Raw genomic sequence first — 17,918 nt, 5'->3', positions numbered from 1 at the left:
TTTAGTGAACGCCGGCATGCGGCCAACGAATAGGAAAGGTACGCATAACATCCGTTAAGCGAAACCCCCTTTCCGTTAAGTGAGCCCCAAAAGCATCGCCATTTGACGTACATTAGCAACTTTTCCGGCTATCCGGGTCCGCCACCAAGATCCTTACCCTGTCGCAACTTCGTAAACTGCTTGTATGCCATCACCAACATTGAAATCGCTTCAACAACGTATAGAAGCCCTCGAACAGGAGAATGCACTGCTGCGCCAGGGACTGCACTCCTTACCGGCCGGCCGCGCCGTAACCGTTCCCGAACCCATGCAACCGCTATTCGATGTGGCGCAGGCTACCGTGCGCGAATACTTCAAAGGGTTTAAGATGGACCCTACCAAGGGCACCATCGAGATCAACGACCAGCGGTACGTATTGGTGCGCGCCTCTGCGTTCTCCAAAGGATTCCTCGAAACCATTCAACGCCTTTATGCCGATAAAGGAGAGAGTGAGGCATTTGCCATTGGCCGCAACTTCCTGTTCGATTATGCGCATGTAATAGGGCTGCACGATGCCCGCGACTTTCATGAGCGCATGCACGTTACCGATCCCATTGCCAAATTATCGGCCGGTCCCATCCACTTTGCCTGGTCGGGCTGGGCCTTTGTGGATATATCGCCCGAAAGCAATCCCTCACCCGACGACAACTTCTGCCTCATCTATGACCATCCCTACTCCTTCGAGGCGGATTCGTGGAAAAGAGCAGGCGCCGTTTCCAAAGAACCCGTTTGCATCATGAATGCCGGCTATTCATCCGGCTGGTGCGAACAAAGCTTCGGCATCCCGCTCACCGCTGTGGAAGTAAGCTGCACTGCACGGGGCGATGATCGCTGCACTTTCATCATGGCCCCACCCCATAAGATGCCCGAACACCTGGCACGGTTCAACGCAGTACACCAAAAGCAATACGCCACCCAAACGAATCAAAATATCCCTACCTTCTTCGAACGCAAGAAAGTAGAGGAAGAAATGGAACGATCGCGGATACTGGCCGAAGAATCGGCCCAGGCAAAGTCCGACTTCGTCGCCAACATGAGCCACGAACTGCGTACGCCATTGGGCGCCATCCTTGGCTTCACCGATCTTTTACAGAAGACCTCACTCGACGCAGCCCAAAAAGATTATCTCGAAGCCATCCATACCTCGGGCAAAACCCTGCTCTCGATTATCAACGATATACTCGACCTGTCCAAACTGGACGCCGGTAAATTTCAAACCGAATCCATACCGTTCAGCATACCCGAACTGATGCATTCGCTGCAGGTCATGTTCTCGACCAAAGCAGCCGGCAAAGATCTTCGCCTCAGTTGCAGCGTAGATATGGGCATCAGCTTTCCCGTACTCGGCGACCCTATGCGCCTTACCCAGATACTGGTGAACCTGATGGGCAATGCCATTAAATTCACCGAAGCCGGAGGCGTGTATATAAACTGCCTCATACAACAGGAAACCGAGGAAACTGTAGAATTACATTTCAGCGTGCGCGACACCGGTATTGGCATACCAGCCGATAAGATCAGTGCTATATTCGAAAGGTTTACCCAGGTCGATACCCATATCACCCGCAAATACGGCGGCACCGGACTCGGCCTCGCCATCACCAAACAACTGGTTGAACTATTGGGTGGCACCATTTCCATCACCAGTAAGGAAGGTACCGGTACCGAATGCAGCTTCACCATCACCTATCAGAAATCGCACGAACTGCATCAAACCCTGGTGCGGGAAGCAACGATCCATAGAGATTACCTGGCACTGAAGAAAATATTGATCGTGGAAGACAACCAGATGAACCAGAAGCTCACGTCCATCATCCTGCAAAGCCAGGGCTTTGAAGTGTCGGTGGCCCGTAATGGTAAAAAGGCCATAGAGTACCTGCGCGAACGGCAGGCCGATCTCATCTTGATGGATATACAAATGCCGGTGATGGATGGTTACCGCACCACTCAATTGATCCGTGATGAGCTGCACCTCGCTACGCCCATCATTGCCATGACGGCGCATGCGTTATCGGGTGAAAGAGAAAAATGTCTGCAGGCCGGCATGAACGACTATCTCGCCAAGCCATTCAAAGAAAACGACCTGCTCGATAAGATCGCCCACTGGGCCAGAAACCTGCAACAACAATATGGCGGAAAACAAGCTAGCACAAACTTGCCGCGCATAGACTTAAGTTTTCTGCAACAGCAAACGCGCAACAACAAAACCTTCATCCGGGAAATGATCAGCATCTTCCTCAACCAGAATCCGCGCGAGATCACTAAACTTCAAAACGCCATCAACAAGGCCGACTATAAAACCATCTACAAAACAGCCCACTCCTTACGCAATACCATTGGTTTCTTCGGACTCACACCAGCCATTGGTGCCGAGTTGCTGGCCATAGAAAAACAGGCCATGGCTGGAGAAGACACCAGCGGTTTGCAGGAATTGTTCGACAAGATCCATGCAATTTGTAAACAGGCAGTAACAGACCTGAAGGGATTGGAGCTATAAAACTGTTCCACCATCAGCCGCCTTGCACGGGAACAGATCGCCGGCCAGCTCAGGATAGTGCTGCGCGTAAACCGGAACGAGTTCATCAGGTATATGCTCTTTCAGGTGCATCGTGCACCAGCCAATGATGGTATCTATGAGCCTTCTCAACGAGCGGCCTTTCTCCGTTAAACCATACACCACTACCTGCGGCGCCTTTGCCTTCAGCACCGTTCTCGTCAACAGCCCATCAGCTTCCAGCTCACGCAATTGTTCGGCAAGCACCTTCCGGCTTATCGAAGGCATCTGTTGCTGCAGGAGATTGAACCGGTTCACTTCCTTTTCGACCAGGTGCAGCAGGATGGGCTTCCACTTGCCCGCAATCAGCGCAGAAAATTTCGTCATCACACAATGATCGGCATCATAATGAAGAGGTGTCATACGCATCCCATTAAAGAAAGTTAAAGGTAACCATTTGGAAACTTATTGCGGGCGGGGAATCTATGGACCAACTTTGTCGAAAATACAAACCATGAAACAAAAAGTAGCTCTGTACGGCATCAGTTTAATGATCATGACAAGTCTGCACCATGCGTATGGCGCCTGGCTGTATGGCACGCCCTGGCGATTACACATGCTGGCGTTCAGCCTGCCGGTCATTATCCTGAATTGGATCTACGTAAAACAAACGCGCTACAGCAAAGCGCTCTATTATCTCTTTTGCACCGCCAACCTGGTGCTCAGCATTTGGTTCATCGGCTTGTATGAGGGAGTCTACAATCACCTGTTCAAAAACCTGTTGTTTTTCGCGGGCGTAAATGGACAAACCATGGCAAGTTTATTTCCACCCCCTATGTATGAGATGCCCAATGACTTTCTATTTGAACTAACCGGGGTATTGCAAGCCTTGCTGGTGATACCACTTGGGTATTATTTCATTGTGATGGTGGCGAGTCAGCGAATGAGGAGGCAGAACGGCCATTAACCTGCTTCAGCTGGCTGTGAACGGTAGCGCTGCCGTTCACACCAATCGCTGCGCCATCAGTGTCATGAACTCATCTTTCTTCCGCGGCGAAATGGCAATCATAGTACCGTCGTTCATCACCGCATAGCCGCCATCAGCCTTCACGAGTTTCTTCACTTCTTTCATATTGACCATATAAGAATTGTGCAGGCGGAAAAAACCATGATCGGTTAGCAGCAATTCATATTCCTTAAGATTCTTACACACCATCAGGTGGCCACCGCCCTTCATGAAGAAAGTAGTATACGGCCCCTTTGCTTCCAGCCGCATGATCTGGCTCAGCGGCACAAACTCTACTCCTTCCGAAGTAGACAAACTAATGGAAAAGTCTTCGCCCGAAGGACGTTTGATGTTCTTCATCAGGAGCTCCAGCTTATGGTCTTTCTCCCGGTCCTGCAAGCGTTCCAAAGCTTTGGATACCGCTGTTTGCAGTTCCTCAAAATTGATCGGCTTTAATAAATAATCGATGGCGCTTACCTTGATGGCCTGGATGGCATAATGATCGAAGGCAGTGGTGAAGATGATCTCAAAGTCGCGGTGCTTTACTTGCTGCAACACATCGAATCCAGTGGCAGTTTGCAGTTCAATGTCCATGAAAACGACCTGGGGCTGCTGACGGTCTATCAGCGCCACGGCGTCTTCAAGTACAGCGGCCGTACCGGCCAAAGCAATCTCCGGACAAAATTCGACAAGCAGATGTTGCAGAAAGTCGCTGTTCATTGATTCGTCTTCAACGATAACGGCTTTGTATTTCATAGCAAAAGTTTATTCCAGTGTGATCCGGCCCCACGGTCCAACCCTACACTTTATCGAACAGGGGCTGTGGTATCTCCAGCGTCGCACTATTGCTGGCTACCCCATGCTCTTCATGCACCTGCTTCAGGTTCACGATCTTGCGGCTACCCTGCGCATTAAACAATTCAATGCGTCGCTGCAGCATGCTCTCTTCGCCATTGGTGAGGCCCTTTCGCTTCGTGAGTTTATCCGCTTCCTGTCGCGTGCTTCCGTTATCCGTCACCTTCACCACCAGGCGGTCGGCCTCATTGGTGAACTCCACACACAGTTTACCCCGGTGGCCATTGGTAAGGTTGAGCACGCCTTTGTACAGCGCCTCTTCGACCAGGCTATGTGTTAACAACGGCAATATCTTAGCGCTCTGCGAGCCCGGCGTAACCTTCACCTCGTAGTCAAATTTATCGTGGAAACGGCAATGTTCCAACCAAAGGTATTCACTCACCAGTTCGGCTTCATCTTTCACACTGATTGATAGCTCATCGCCGTAGTTGATCACTTTACGCAGGAACAGGGAGAACCGCCCGATATACTGCAAAGACGCTTTTTTATCATCGCCCGTAATAAAGTATTGAATGGAATTGAGTGAATTGAACAGAAAATGCGGGTTCATCCTGGCCTGTAATATCTTCAGCTTGAGCAATTGGTTCATCTGCTCTATCTGCGCATTCTTCTCATTCAGTTCGCGGTTCAGCTTTTGCTTGGTCTGAAAGCGGTTATACAGCACCAATGCCAACACCACCGCCGATCCCAGCAACACGAGGATGATATTCCGGAAGGAGCGGTGCTTCTGCACCTCTACGGCCGTATCCATCAGTCGCTTGGTCACGATCTCTTTTTCGAGCGATACCAGGTCGAGCGCAGGCGCACTTTCCTGTACATTCTCAAACACCAGGTCCTTCACTTCCGAACCAAGGTGACGCGATATGATGGAACCTGCTTTCATCCTGAACAGATCTGAAGAGAAATATTCATCCATCACCGGCTTCCAGTCCGACCGCGCCGGCATGATCGCCGCAAAGCCCTGGCGCCGGCTCGACAACACCGTTTGTCTTTTTACCCGGATACCTTTTTGCAAAGCCACGATATAAACCGATAGCGGCACATAACCAAATCCTTTATTATCGGAAGCGATGGTGCGCATCACCTCATAATCTTCTTCTTTGTAGATAACGGGCAGCGAGGGAAAGAAATTCGATCGGAGCGACAACACATCTTCCGTCATCGTAGTGCCCGCCATGGTATAGGCCCGCATTTCGCGCAACCGGCCGGTAAACTCCTGCGAGGTGGCGTACATAGGCTCGCGGTTGTTCGTGACCAGCACATTGAGGTCGGGCATATAAGGTTGGGTGAACTGCACTTCTTTCAGGCGATCGGGGGTGATCGAAAAGTACGACCAGCCAAAAATGCCGGGCATGGTGCTGCTCTTTACCTTGGTGTAAATACTGTCGAAAGAACCGGCGGGCTGCCATACAATGCTGAGGTCGATCCCGTACTTGAGCAGCAGCCACGACTTCATCGATTCCATGATCTCGTACTCCACCCCTTCCAGCACACCGTCGCGGTTCACATATATAAAAGGTTCGATATCATCCCAAAAAGCGGTAACCGTACCCTTCTTGTTTTTGAACACCTCCTCCCAGCTATCGCCGCGTACACCCGCAGGCTGTGCCTGAACGATCATCGTCAACACCAAAAATCCCGTCATAACCGCTAAACCCTTAATCATCGCCAGGCTCCTCATGTATTGGTTTGTTTTAACAAAGATGGCAAAACTATCATCAAACCGGGAGTTCACTTAACGGATGGCCCTTTTGACTTAACGGATGAACCCCCATCTTGAGTGGTGCCCTGCCCGTTTTTGGGGATTGGGCGGATAGGCCAACCTTTTGCGATGCGCACCGCATCGGATGCAGGCAACGGCAAGAGCCGGCTACCGGTCCAACCACAGGCTTCGGCCCTTGCACCAGAACCAACCAATAGGGCACTCCACCACCCGTAACAGGCACCTCAGGCCGCTGAACATTCCGCATCCCCATCCCGGCAACCACAAACCGCCGCATTGCCGGCCACCTCACTACCGCCCTGCCCCAACTCCCCCCTGATCTGTCCACCGCAACCCTTTGCCCCTTCCATTAAGCCAATCCATGCATTCATTAACTGCCACCACTGCAGGCCCCGATCCGCCACTAATTTCAACCCATCAAACAAAAACATCCTCTACATGAAACACATAGGCATCATCGGGGCAGGCATCAGCGGACTCACCACTGCCAAAGCATTTATCGAAAAAGGATATAAAGTAACTATACTCGAAAAAGCGGCCGACCTCGGCGGCGTGTGGGAAAAGAGCCGGTCTTATATCGGCGTCGCCACACAAACTACCCGCGATGAATATGCATTCTCCGATTTCCCGATGCCTGCCGAATATCCCCAATGGCCTACCGGCGACCAGGTACAGGCCTACCTGCGTGGTTACGCCATCAACAAACAGGTATACCAGCACATCTGGTTCAATACCCGCGTTGACCAGCTGCGTTATGCACAAAATGGCTGGGAAGCCTCTTTCACCGACCTGGCCGAAAACACAAACCATCAGATCCGCTTTGATTTCGTAGCCGTATGCACTGGCACCTTTCACAAACCGTATACGCCCTCCTTTGCAGGCATCGATAGTTTCATGAAAGCAGGCGGACAATTACTCCACAGCAGTGAGGTGAAAGACGAGTCGATCCTGCGCAACAAAGCGGTTGCCGTCGTAGGATTTGCCAAATCCGCCACCGATATCGCCACCCTTGCAGCCGGCATCAGCCAAAGCACTACCCTATTATACCGCAAAGCACAATGGAAAGTTCCGCGCTTCTTCGGTAACAAGATCAATATGCGCTTCCTGTTGTTTTCGCGACTCTCGGAAGCCTTCTTCAATGCACCGCGTAAATCTCTATCGCAGCAATTGCTGCATACCGTTGGGCGGCCGATTGTATGGGCACAATGGCGCGGACTCGAAGCCTTACTCAAATGGCAGTTCAAACTCAAAGCCTGCGACATGGTGCCGCAACACCGCATCGAAGACCAGATCAGTTGCAGCCTCGGTGTAGCACCGGAGGGCTTTTATGAGCAGGTACAAAAAGGAAATATCAAGGCACACCGTACTGAGATTGAGCGCATCGAAGGCAAACAGGTCAGACTGAAGAATGGTGCTACCATTACCGCCGATTTGCTCGTATGTGGTACCGGCTTTACACAGGAGCTGCCTTTCCTGGAAGAGAGCTACCGCAAACTGATCATGTCTTCCAACGGGCGCTTCCGGCTGTTCCGCAACATCATTCATCCGCTGGTGCCCCAACTGGGTTTTGTAGGTTTCAACTCCAGCCTGTTCACCACCCTCACCTCCGAAGTAGCCGCGAACTGGCTGGTCCGTTATATGGAGAATACGCTTAAGCTGCCCACCTCTTCGGCCATCAATGCCGATATGGAATACATGGACGACTGGCGTCAGCTTACCCGGCCGATAGCCGCTGAATTTGGAGGCACCTGTATAGCCCCCTTCAACTATATGCACCTCGACCAACTGATGACGGATATGGGATTACCGGTGAAAACATCCCGCTGGCCTGCTGCTTACCTGAAGCCCATTAACCCCGCAGACTACCATCAGCTGCTGCGTGGTGCACAAAAGGAAATACCCGGCAAACCCTTACCCAAGGCCGAGTACCAGTTCTATTGATCCGTTAAGCAGGTTGCTTTATTCATTAAACGGCCAACCGAAACCACCACTCCCTACCGCAACTTTGTATTGTAAAATCAGTAACCACGAAAACAATCATTAATTAAAAAACCGAAGTATGAAAAAAGTAAGTGTTATTCTTTCGATGCTTGTGCTGGCCACCACTGCCTCCATTGCACAAGGCAAAGTACAATTGCAAGACTTTCATGTAAAACTGAATGATGGCGCCAATACCATCCGTGTGCCCAACAATGGCGGAACTATTCAACTGGTAAAACGCGGCGATAAATTTTCCGAAGTCGTGTACACCGATGCAGCAGGCACCAGCAGCCGCTTGAGCCCGGTAAGACCCGGTAGCAATGTAGCGCCGCAACCAGCCTGCAAGTATCCTATCCCCGATGCGTGTTACGCCATCCCCAACAACCAGAAGATCGGCATGTGCATTTGCCGGCCCACTGATATCAAGAGTAATGACGACTTTACAGTAACCCTGTTGTTGCCAGCCGTACAAAAAGTACGCGAGGCAGCCAATCGTTAGGAGCAGGGGGAGGAAATGGAGCCCGGTTGCCGCAAGGCGCCGGGCTTATTGGCTTGCAGCCGTTAATAACGTAATGATCGTTGGGGGATGATCGCTGAGTAGTTGCGCGGTCCAGCCTGGTGAGGCCAGTTTATCCAATATCAGGAATAAAGCCAGGCCCTCTTCCTGCGACCATTGGTTCCTTTTGCGTCGCATACCATCTACCGATGTAGCATAATCAAACTTGCCGCCCGAAGGATGTTGCAACCAATAGAATCCGGTATACTGCCCCAATCCTTCCATCGTGAGAAAAATATCATCCAGCCGCTGCAGGATAGCACGATCGCCGGTAAACCAGGTAGCCTGCCGGCGTTGCAGCAGGGTCAATGCTTCACGCGTCAACCGCTTCATCGCAGGCGTATCCGTTGCAAAGGCCGCTTCATAAAACTTGTCTGCTTCTGCGCGCCACTGCCGGTGGTACGTGCTGTCGCCTTTAAAAAGGTCCTGTACAATATCGTCCGACAAAGGCACATCGCCGAAGGAATGTTCTTTTTCTATAGCCGTAACCGCAGCGCCCATACCTGTTTGTTGCCTTGTATGGGCAAACTCATGCAGAAAGACGGCAGTAACCAAATTGCCGATACCTAGGGTTTTGCTCTCCACCCCTGCCTGCTTCCAATAGCCCGGCACAGCCATCACAAAAAATGGATGGTCGGCACTATCGGCGCCTGCAAATGACATCAGTCCTACCGGTATCGTTTGTCCGTCGGGAATACGCAGCTGGCGATGGTGTTTAGCTGTCCACCAATGCAGGGCAGCCCACGAAAAGCCTGGCCCTCCAATGGCCATCGCCGTATCTCCGGGCCTGGAATCGCCGGTTGTGTACCAGGCAGTATCGTCGTACAAAAAGATACGGGGAGCAGCCATCGAGTCAACACCCAGCTTATCGCGGCATACCAGGTTCCAGGCATCAAACCATTGCGACACGCCGGCCATTGCCGCAGGTGCCGCCGCCTTTACGGGTTTAGCGGCCCTGTCTCCGCAGGCAGCCATCAATAATATCACCATAAACAAACAGGCAGGAACCCGCATAACTATTTTTGTTTGTAAGATATCATTTGTGCGGTCATTGAACGAATCAAAAATAACGGCCGCCCATTCGCCTGATTATTGAAAAACTGTTAATAACTTCCAGCCGCCGCCCAAAAGGCCAACTTGACAATTATCGTCCTACGGGCGGCCGGCCCAACCAACCGGCTTTAACGATAAACACATGAGAAAACCCATTATTAATCAATTTTAATCTCCCCATGATTCGATCCAAACACTGCTTGAGTCTATCACTGCTCTTCCTGTTGAGCACGGGAATTACCCGCGCCCAATCGGTGCCCACGCCAAAAGAACATTTCGGATTCAACATCGGCGATAATTACCAGCTCGCCACGTATTCCCAAACGGAAGCCTATTTCAAGAAACTCGCGGCAACCTCCAATCGCACTAAACTGGTCGATATGGGACGAACCGAAGAAGGCCGTACCCAATGGATGCTAGTGGTGTCATCGCCCGACAATATCGCCAAACTCGATCATTATAGAAAGATCTCCCAGCTGCTGGCCCATGCCGAAGACATCACCGACGAACAGGCAAGAGCACTGGCCGCAGAAGGTAAAGCGGTGATCTGGATCGATGGCGGACTCCATGCTACCGAAACGGTAGGCGCTCACCAGCTCATCGAAACAGCGTATACGCTCACCAGCCGCAAGGACGCCGAAACCATGCGCATCCTCGACAATACCATCATCCTGCTGGTGCATGCCAATCCCGATGGACAGGAACTGGTATCCAATTGGTATATGCGCGAAGCCAAACCCGAAAAGCGCTCACTCAATTCATTACCCCGCCTCTATGAAAAATATGCGGGGCACGATAACAACCGCGACTTCTTCATGGCCAACCTGAAGGAAACGCAGAATATGAACCGCCAGCTGTACATCGAATGGCTGCCGCAGATCATGTACAACCACCACCAGGCAGGCCCGGCAGGTTCAGTAGTAGCAGGCGCGCCTTATCGCGATCCCTTCAACTATGTATTCGACCCATTGCTCATGACCAGTCTCGACGCAGTTGGCGCCGCCATGATCAACCGCCTCAACGTTGAGGGCAAACCGGGTTATACCCAACGCACCGGCTCTACCTTTTCTACCTGGTACAACGGCGGATTGCGCACCACTACCTATTTCCACAACATCATAGGGTTGCTTACGGAGATCATCGGCAGCCCCACCCCTTCTGAAGTACCGCTGGTACCCCAAAGATTGATACCCGACGGCGCTACGCCCAACCCGGTGACGCCGCAGAAATGGTATTTCCGTCAGTCGATCGATTATTCCATTTCACTCAATTATGCTGTATTGAACTACGCCACCCGCTACCGCGATGAGCTGTTGTACAACATCTATAAGATGGGACGCAATTCCATCGAGCGTGGCAGCAAGGATTATTGGGGATTATCGCCCAAACGCATAGACGCCATCAATACCGCCTACCAGAACGACCAGAAGAAGAATGCCGCGGCAAGAGGCAGTCAGGCCCTCTCTACAGAAGCCCCCGGTGGTGCATTCCGCCAGGGTGGAGTACCGGTTAAATACTTCGATTCCATTATGAAGGACAGGGCAACCCGCGACCCGCGTGGTTTCATCCTGCCCGCCGACCAGTCTGATTTCCCTACGGCTACCAAATTCATCAATGCGCTGGTTCGTACAGGCGTACTGGTGCACAAAGCAACTGCCGACTTTACCATAAATGGAAAGAAATACCCTGCCGGCTCCTATGTAGTGAAAACCAACCAGGCATTTCGCCCGCACGTGCTCGATATGTTCGAGCCGCAGGATCACCCCAATGATTTCCGCTATCCCGGTGGACCACCCGTGGCGCCTTATGATGCTGCCGGCTGGACCCTTGCCTACCTGATGGGCGTTGAATTTGATCGCCTCACCGAAGACTTCGATGGTCCGTTCCAGCGCGTGCCCTATGGCGAATTACAGCAACCGGCGGCGCAACCCGCCAAAGCATCGGCAGGTTATGTGCTCAACAGTGCAGCCAACAATTCGTTCCTGGTGGTCAATGACCTGCTCAAGGCAGGCGCACCGGTGTTCCGTACCAAGGAAGGCGGCAATGGCTATGCAGCCGGTTCCTTCTTCGTCCCCGCAGGCGGCAAAGCCAAAGGGATTATTGAAAAGGGTGCTGCCGAATATGGGATAACGTCGGCCACTATAGCCAAACGACCTGCTGGTTTGAAACCAGTAAAGCAACTACGTATAGCCCTCTGGGATACCTATGGCGGTTCGATGCCATCCGGCTGGTTGCGTTTTCTGTTTGAGCAATTCCACTTCGATGCCGACGTGATCTATCCGCCCACGATCGACTCGGGCGGATTGAGCGCTAAATATGATGTGATCGTATTTGTAGGCGGCGCAATCCCCGCAGCAGGCGGAGAAGGTGGCGGCCGGTTTGGTGGCGGTGGATTTGGCGGTCCTCAAAACGACAGCATCCCCGATGAGTTCCGTGGCCGTCGCGGCCGAATCACGGCCGACAAGTCGGTTCCTGAACTGAAGAAATTCCTCGAGGCAGGCGGTCAGGTTGTTACCATTGGTTCGAGCACCAGCCTTGCTTATCACCTGAAACTACCAGTACGCAATGCGCTGGTGGAAATGGTGAATGGTGAAGAACAACGACTGCCAAACGAGAAATATTATATACCCGGCAGCGTATTACGTGCCAGCATCGACAGTACCCAAAAAGCGACCTGGGGACTGCCCACCGCCTGCGACATCTATTTCGATGCCAGTCCGGTGTTCACGCTTTCTCCTGACGCACTGGCCAAAGGAACGGTAAAGCCTTTGGTTTGGTTCACGAACGGCAAACCGCTGCGCAGCGGCTGGGCCTGGGGCCAGGCCTATTTGCAGGGTGGCGTAACCGCGTTTGAGGCGCAGGTAGGAAAAGGAAAGCTCTATGCTTTTGGACCAGAGATCACCTTCCGCGCACAAACGCATGGTACGTTCAAAATGCTGTTCAACCAACTGATCGGCGTGGCGGAATAACCAGGTTTTCTACCCGGAATAGCCAGCTTACCGATCAGGCTATCAGATTATCAACCAACGCTTTAATTTCGAATATCAGCGTTTTCAAATCATAGATCAACGTTTTCAATTCACAAAAAAAGACCGCGGGCTGCGCCCGCGGTCTTTTGGTTTATCCGAAGATGTGCTCACTATTATCCGCAGATTTGAACACTTTTATTCATTCATCTGCCCTCGCTCCGCAAGGTCAATCACCCTCCTTCGCCTCTCCATCTACAAATCACCTAAAACACTGGCAGCCAGGCACCTTACAGTATATCCGGAAGCCATGCTTTATTGTAGCAGACTTGCCTGAAAAGCCTATTAAACTTTATACAGAATGGCACTGGAGTGCACTAAAACAGGCAGTCTTACATAGTGAGCCAGTGCAACCCTCAGTGAATACGGGTGCATATTCCAGGCAAGGTTGCGCCCATTAACCGCGCATTCGCTACCAACTCCACGAGCATTCCGAGCGGCTTTACGGGCATCCGGGGCGGACAGGATGACGAGGCAAGAAATGAATGAGATCGGGCCTTCCCGGGGCTCTAATGAGCGAAGCAGGGCCTCCAGGAGTCGCCAGCCCTCTTCTACATGCGATAGCAAGGCATTTGAGCTCTTCCCAATCCCGGAGCTGAAACATAGGTGATCAGGCCCGGGCAACAAAAGTTAGCACAACAGACAATTTCGGGCCTGCCGTACCGTGAATGATCGATTCCAGGCTTTCCCGCCTTTCATCCCCTTGTCGGTTTTGTTCTATTTCCGCGAAAACGGCGGCGATAGCTTTGTGAGGAAATGAAAGCCATGAAAACAATACTCTTCTCCACCTTGCTCGGCACACTCCTGGTAGCACAGGCATTCATGCCCTTGCAGGCAAAGCCCTCCCGTACCAGTCGCACCGGTAAGGAATTGTTTGAACGTCATTGCAAACTCTGTCACGGAAAAGACGGCACCAAAGGATTCCTCGGTGCCAAAAACCTCCAGACAAGCCAGTTGGATGAAGAAACCTTGTACACCACCATTGCCAAGGGGAGAAAGGTAATGCCGGCCTGGGAGAAAAAACTGGATACAGCCGAACTGCAACTGGTAGTAGCCTACGTTAAAACATTGCGCAAATAATGTAAGAATACCTCCATCACTAAACGAATTATCTTCTACAAAGCATCACCATGAAAAATAAACCCATGACATATCTCATCATCGTTGCCGCCACCCTCAGCACCAGCCTTGCCGCCGGCCTCTTTTACGCCTACTCCTGTTCGGTGAATCCAGGTCTTGGCCGCCTGGCCGACGCCGACTACCTCAATGCCATGCAATCCATCAACCGCGCCATCCTCAATCCCGTATTCTTCGCCACCTTCCTCGGTACGGTCATTTTGTTGCCACTCGCAACCTGGCTCAGTTACGCACCACAACCCAGCAAACAGTTCTGGTATTTCCTGGCTGCCGCCCTCCTCTACATCGTTGGTGTATTTGGCGTCACCATCGCCGGTAATGTACCCCTTAATGATGCCCTCGACAAAATCAATATTCCCGCATCCACCGCTGAACAGTTGTCTCAGCATCGGCAGGCTTTTGAAGCTCGGTGGAATATGTTTCATAGCATCCGCACCGTTGCCAATGTACTCAGTGCCTTAATGGCCATACTGGGATGCCTGGCGAATCGCTGAACCTACATCCACGTAAACGGATCGCCCGAAGCGATATGGGTAACTGTTAGCGCAGGTATTTTAGGTTGTAACCAATCAACGAACCATTCCATGCCGGGCTCTTCGCTCACGCTGTGGCCCAGCACGATCAGGGCTGTTTTACCGCCCAGCAAACGGCTATCACGGATGTACTCGGCCGTTTCCCATTCCGACAACTCTCCTACCACCAGCACATCCGGCTGCAGTGTTTCGGCAGCGTTCACCTGCCGCTGTCCGCCCCAGGCGCCCGGCAACAAAGCAATGCGTGAGCAGGATTGATTGAGATCTCCGATCACCCGCAGGTGGGTAATGCCCAACGAAGATTTAAGATGCTGCACGAGCTGTTGCAGCGACACGGGAGGGATCGTCAATATCAACTCGCCTGTTTTGTAGTAAGGGAGCCAGTTGGCTCTTTTGGCCACACCATAACTGATGGCATCCGGCTTCAGCGAATGACAGTAATCGTGAAAACGCCATACCGTGATGCCGCGCTTCGCCAGCAGGTCGAGCTTTTGCTGAACGACTCTATTATCCTTCACCCAGCCGGTATCGTCCTTGTGATTGTAGAAAGTAGGTTCGTGCGCGATGATGAAATTCGCCTTTAGCCTGGCAGCTTCTTCGATCACTTTGATCGTGGCGAACATGGTGGTAATGATACCCGTTACCGGCTGATCTGCCTTGCCGGCTTTGATGGTATCGACCGTGTCTTTGATGGGCTGCAGGTTACCCTCTTTCAAAATGAGGTTGATGATATCCTGTACTGTCGGCGCAGCAGAAGCGCCACCGGCGGCGAAACCGGCGAGTGGAGAACCCAAAAGGGCCAGACCACCCGCCGCCGCTACTGTATTGATGAGAAATGATCTTCGATGAAGGAGAGACAATTCATTATTCAGGGACGAGGTGTTCATATAGCATGTGTTGTGCTATAAATATAGAACAATCCATCCTTAATACTCTACGTGATAATCCTTTTTGAAAGGCTGACTGCTCCAGGCCTTCTTCGAGGTCCAGTCGGCAGGCGCCTCCGTCCAGAAAGCATGCGTAGCCGGCAATCCCAAAGGCAGAAAACCCAGCGTTGCCATGTATAAACTGCCGGTAGAGGTATAATAGTCCGCTATCATAGGCTGGTGACCGCAGAAACCCAGCACCAGCCAACCATTCGCGTCGAAATTATTGCATTGATCAAACATGCGGTGCATCACCGCCGTTAGCCCGCAGCGAACCTGTGCAGGCACTACTCCTTCCGGCAGCTTGTCCATCAGTGCCGATTGGGCCAACGCCTGAAAGGCTGCCGTACGGTAAGTGACCGATCTTCCAAAGGCAGGATAACTGCCATCGGGGGCGATGAAGCGCTCCAGGAACTCGGCATAGCGCACCATCCTTTTCAACGCCAGTTCATATTCCTCTTCCTTGGCGCGCTTGTTATCGACCAGCACTTTGAAAAAGTCGACCAGCATGGGATGGATCACATAACTGTTGTAGTAGTCCAGGCTAAACGACGGACCATCACTGTAAAAGCCATCGCCCTCATACCATTCCAGTATCTTTCGCTTGGCTATTTCAATGCGCGCCGGATCGGGTTGCTCGCCCACGCTCAACAGGAACACTTCGTTGATACCAGCAAACAACAGCCAGTTATTATACGCCCCCGTGCGTGTACGCAGGGTCTTGAATTCTTCGATCACCCGTTGTTTGGTAACCGCATCGAGCGGCTCCCACAGCGCCTTCGGTGCACGCAGAAATGCCTGCGCGATATAGGCAGCGTCTACAATGGGCTGGTTCTCGCTCCTAAAGTTGAGGTAATCCGGATTCGAGGGATCTACCCCGTTGGCAATGCCTTTCAGCAATGCCTTGCGCAAAGTAGCCCGCTGCTGCCCTTCTTTAGTCTCATCATCAGGAAGGGCCAGCCAGGGCGCTACACCGGCCATCGTGCGTCCTACCGCTTCGAGGTAAGTCACCTTGTCGGCGTTCAACGCATAAGTAGGCGACTTCTCCACCGGCATATTCTTCTTCAACGTACCATTGGCGAGGTTCAGGATCACCGGCGATGCCATTTTGTACAACAGCTCGCTCCAGTAGGCGCGGTCCTGCACACCGGTCGTTTTCACTTCGGCAACAACCGTCTTCGTTTCTGTGCGCGGCGCCTTTTTCGATTGCGCCTGGGCCCCAACCCCGGCACACAACAATACCACCGGAGCCATCCATAAATTAGCGGCAAATTTCATGATCACCATTATCGGTAAATGAATAAATGTAAAGTTTTTACCCTTTGGCAAACAGGGACTCGCCTTTCAGCAAACGATCGTACCTGTTCAACGCCTCGAGGAAATAATAATCGGCATACACCAGCGGCACATCGATCTCGCCGTTGTGGGGAATGCTGCCCACGCAATGCATCAACAGGAAATTACCGTTGGTGCCGGGCTTCGCACGGTAGGCATCGCTGCCCAGCGAATGTAGCATCTTGATCGCAGCGTTCTTGTACTCCTTACTTTTAGCGCCGCTTACATACGTACTCAATTCAAACAGGGCCGACGCTACGATCGCAGCAGCCGAAGCGTCGCGGTACGATTGCGTTACTTTGCGAGCGTTGGAATTAACACCGGGCGTATAGCCAGCCTGGTTCGCATTGAAATCCCAGTAAGGCACTTTATCGGCCGGCAGGTTCTTGTGGCGGATGAAGAAATCGGCCATGCCCTGGGCCGTCTTCAGGAAGCGCGGGTCCCTGGTTTCGCGGTACACCATGGTGAAGCCATAAATACCCCAGGCCTGGCCCCTCGACCAGGTAGAGTTATCAGCATAACCCTGTGCAGTTTCCTGACCAGCTACCTTTCCGTTGATGGTATCGTAACACACAACATGAAACGAACTATAATCTTTCCTGATCTGGTACTTCATGGTATTCACGGCATGTGATACGGCAACATGGCGGTATGAGGTATCGCCCGTTACCTTCGAGGCAAAGAACAGCAATTCCAGGTTCATCATGTTATCGATGATCACCGGGAAATTATAGGTCTTGTTACCATGCCAGGATTTGAAAGTATTCCACGACTTGATACAACCGGTGGTTGGATTGAAACGTGTACTTAAAGAACGGGCCGATTGCACCAGGATATTTTTGTAGGCATCGTTGCCGGTTTGCTGGTAAGCATTGCCATAACTGCAATACATCATGAAGCCAAGATCATGGTGCCCGGTAAAGGTTTTTAGTGGTTCCAGTTGCTCGGTCCAGGTACGCGCAGCAGTTTTCATCTCCGTATCTTCCATATACTCATAGGCATTCCACAAGCTACCGGGAAAGAAACCCGGTGTCCAGTCGTACATGTTCGTAGTTACGAGTTTACCAGCCTTATTGATCGTACGCGGAAAAGCGTTCTGCTTGTTACCGGTTTCCTGCAGCATCGTCTTCAACTGCTTGTTGGCATACTTGAAATTCTCTTTTACAAAATCGGCCTCGCTGTTGCGCGTCGTAAAGCCAAGCAGGCACAGCGACAAAATACCGGCACACACAAACATTTGCTTCATGAAAAATAA

14 protein-coding genes are annotated in these 17,918 nt (G+C 51.9%); 7 read left to right on the top strand and 7 right to left on the bottom strand.

Annotated elements, in window-relative coordinates:
* Positions 1–184 precede the first annotated feature (184 nt).
* The gene (locus P2H89_RS18210) at positions 185–2,536 is read left to right on the top strand and encodes a response regulator (RefSeq protein WP_275829451.1); all 2,352 of its coding nucleotides are present in this window, start codon (positions 185–187) and stop codon (positions 2,534–2,536) included.
* Here the strand turns inward: P2H89_RS18210 and P2H89_RS18205 are convergent.
* Positions 2,531–2,956, bottom strand: coding sequence for a helix-turn-helix domain-containing protein (locus tag P2H89_RS18205; RefSeq protein ID WP_275829449.1), 426 nt, complete (start codon positions 2,954–2,956; stop codon positions 2,531–2,533). The genes P2H89_RS18210 and P2H89_RS18205 overlap by 6 nt on opposite strands.
* Positions 2,957–3,047: 91 nt before the next feature.
* Between P2H89_RS18205 and P2H89_RS18200 the strand changes: the two genes are divergently transcribed.
* Positions 3,048–3,500: a hypothetical protein gene (locus P2H89_RS18200; protein WP_275829447.1), complete on the top strand. Its 453-nt coding sequence runs from the start codon at positions 3,048–3,050 to the stop codon at positions 3,498–3,500.
* Between the two features lie 36 nt (positions 3,501–3,536).
* On the opposite strand, the gene P2H89_RS18195 is transcribed toward P2H89_RS18200, so the two are convergent.
* A complete protein-coding gene (locus P2H89_RS18195; RefSeq protein WP_275829445.1) occupies positions 3,537–4,295 on the bottom strand; it encodes a LytTR family DNA-binding domain-containing protein in 759 nt (252 codons plus the stop codon).
* Positions 4,296–4,338: 43 nt separating this feature from the next.
* Positions 4,339–6,039, bottom strand: coding sequence for a histidine kinase (locus P2H89_RS18190; protein WP_275829443.1), 1,701 nt, complete (start codon positions 6,037–6,039; stop codon positions 4,339–4,341).
* A 516-nt stretch (positions 6,040–6,555) separates the two neighbouring features.
* Between P2H89_RS18190 and P2H89_RS18185 the strand changes: the two genes are divergently transcribed.
* Positions 6,556–8,058: an NAD(P)-binding domain-containing protein gene (locus P2H89_RS18185; RefSeq protein ID WP_275829441.1), complete on the top strand. Its 1,503-nt coding sequence runs from the start codon at positions 6,556–6,558 to the stop codon at positions 8,056–8,058.
* A gap of 118 nt (positions 8,059–8,176) precedes the next feature.
* Positions 8,177–8,596 (top strand): hypothetical protein, encoded by a 420-nt coding sequence (locus P2H89_RS18180; protein WP_275829439.1) that lies wholly within the window; start codon positions 8,177–8,179, stop codon positions 8,594–8,596.
* Between the two features lie 45 nt (positions 8,597–8,641).
* On the opposite strand, the gene P2H89_RS18175 is transcribed toward P2H89_RS18180, so the two are convergent.
* The gene (locus tag P2H89_RS18175; RefSeq protein ID WP_275829437.1) at positions 8,642–9,667 is read right to left on the bottom strand and encodes a hypothetical protein; all 1,026 of its coding nucleotides are present in this window, start codon (positions 9,665–9,667) and stop codon (positions 8,642–8,644) included.
* Between the two features lie 239 nt (positions 9,668–9,906).
* Between P2H89_RS18175 and P2H89_RS18170 the strand changes: the two genes are divergently transcribed.
* The 3 genes from P2H89_RS18170 (at position 9,907) to P2H89_RS18160 (ending at position 14,363) form a co-directional block, all read left to right on the top strand.
* A complete protein-coding gene (locus P2H89_RS18170) occupies positions 9,907–12,675 on the top strand; it encodes a M14 metallopeptidase family protein (RefSeq protein ID WP_275829435.1) in 2,769 nt (922 codons plus the stop codon).
* Positions 12,676–13,497: 822 nt separating this feature from the next.
* The gene (locus P2H89_RS18165; protein ID WP_275829433.1) at positions 13,498–13,812 is read left to right on the top strand and encodes a cytochrome c; all 315 of its coding nucleotides are present in this window, start codon (positions 13,498–13,500) and stop codon (positions 13,810–13,812) included.
* Positions 13,813–13,877: 65 nt separating this feature from the next.
* A complete protein-coding gene (locus tag P2H89_RS18160) occupies positions 13,878–14,363 on the top strand; it encodes an anthrone oxygenase family protein (RefSeq protein WP_275829432.1) in 486 nt (161 codons plus the stop codon).
* Between the two features lie 2 nt (positions 14,364–14,365).
* Here P2H89_RS18160 and P2H89_RS18155 read toward each other — a convergent pair whose 3' ends face one another.
* From P2H89_RS18155 to P2H89_RS18145, 3 genes are read right to left on the bottom strand one after another with little or no spacing between them, the layout of a single operon-like run.
* Entirely contained in the window at positions 14,366–15,289 is a 924-nt protein-coding gene (locus P2H89_RS18155) for a Nif3-like dinuclear metal center hexameric protein (RefSeq protein WP_275829430.1), read from the bottom strand.
* 39 nt (positions 15,290–15,328) lie between these two features.
* Positions 15,329–16,606: a DUF2264 domain-containing protein gene (locus tag P2H89_RS18150; RefSeq protein WP_275829428.1), complete on the bottom strand. Its 1,278-nt coding sequence runs from the start codon at positions 16,604–16,606 to the stop codon at positions 15,329–15,331.
* A gap of 37 nt (positions 16,607–16,643) precedes the next feature.
* Positions 16,644–17,909, bottom strand: a complete 1,266-nt coding sequence (locus P2H89_RS18145; RefSeq protein WP_275829426.1) for a glycoside hydrolase family 88 protein — start codon at positions 17,907–17,909, stop codon at positions 16,644–16,646.
* Between the last annotated feature and the right edge of the window lie 9 nt (positions 17,910–17,918).

Source organism: Paraflavitalea sp. CAU 1676 (assembly GCF_029223285.1).
Taxonomy (GTDB): Bacteria; Bacteroidota; Bacteroidia; order Chitinophagales; family Chitinophagaceae; genus Paraflavitalea.
The sequence above is the reverse complement of the archived record's forward strand: the minus strand, read 5'-3'. Positions and strand labels throughout refer to the sequence as shown.

Bases quoted from the DNA above. Each gene is read 5' to 3' on its own strand.
- P2H89_RS18200 (WP_275829447.1), top strand. From the start codon at position 3,048: ATGAAACAAAAAGTAGCTCTGTACGGCATCAGTTTAATGATCATGACA.
- P2H89_RS18145 (WP_275829426.1), bottom strand. From the start codon at position 17,909: ATGAAGCAAATGTTTGTGTGTGCCGGTATTTTGTCGCTGTGCCTGCTT.
- P2H89_RS18175 (WP_275829437.1), bottom strand. From the start codon at position 9,667: ATGCGGGTTCCTGCCTGTTTGTTTATGGTGATATTATTGATGGCTGCC.
- P2H89_RS18190 (WP_275829443.1), bottom strand. From the start codon at position 6,039: ATGACGGGATTTTTGGTGTTGACGATGATCGTTCAGGCACAGCCTGCG.
- P2H89_RS18205 (WP_275829449.1), bottom strand. From the start codon at position 2,956: ATGACACCTCTTCATTATGATGCCGATCATTGTGTGATGACGAAATTT.
- P2H89_RS18155 (WP_275829430.1), bottom strand. From the start codon at position 15,289: ATGAACACCTCGTCCCTGAATAATGAATTGTCTCTCCTTCATCGAAGA.
- P2H89_RS18185 (WP_275829441.1), top strand. From the start codon at position 6,556: ATGAAACACATAGGCATCATCGGGGCAGGCATCAGCGGACTCACCACT.
- P2H89_RS18210 (WP_275829451.1), top strand. From the start codon at position 185: ATGCCATCACCAACATTGAAATCGCTTCAACAACGTATAGAAGCCCTC.
- P2H89_RS18160 (WP_275829432.1), top strand. From the start codon at position 13,878: ATGACATATCTCATCATCGTTGCCGCCACCCTCAGCACCAGCCTTGCC.
- P2H89_RS18180 (WP_275829439.1), top strand. From the start codon at position 8,177: ATGAAAAAAGTAAGTGTTATTCTTTCGATGCTTGTGCTGGCCACCACT.
- P2H89_RS18195 (WP_275829445.1), bottom strand. From the start codon at position 4,295: ATGAAATACAAAGCCGTTATCGTTGAAGACGAATCAATGAACAGCGAC.
- P2H89_RS18150 (WP_275829428.1), bottom strand. From the start codon at position 16,606: ATGAAATTTGCCGCTAATTTATGGATGGCTCCGGTGGTATTGTTGTGT.
- P2H89_RS18165 (WP_275829433.1), top strand. From the start codon at position 13,498: ATGAAAACAATACTCTTCTCCACCTTGCTCGGCACACTCCTGGTAGCA.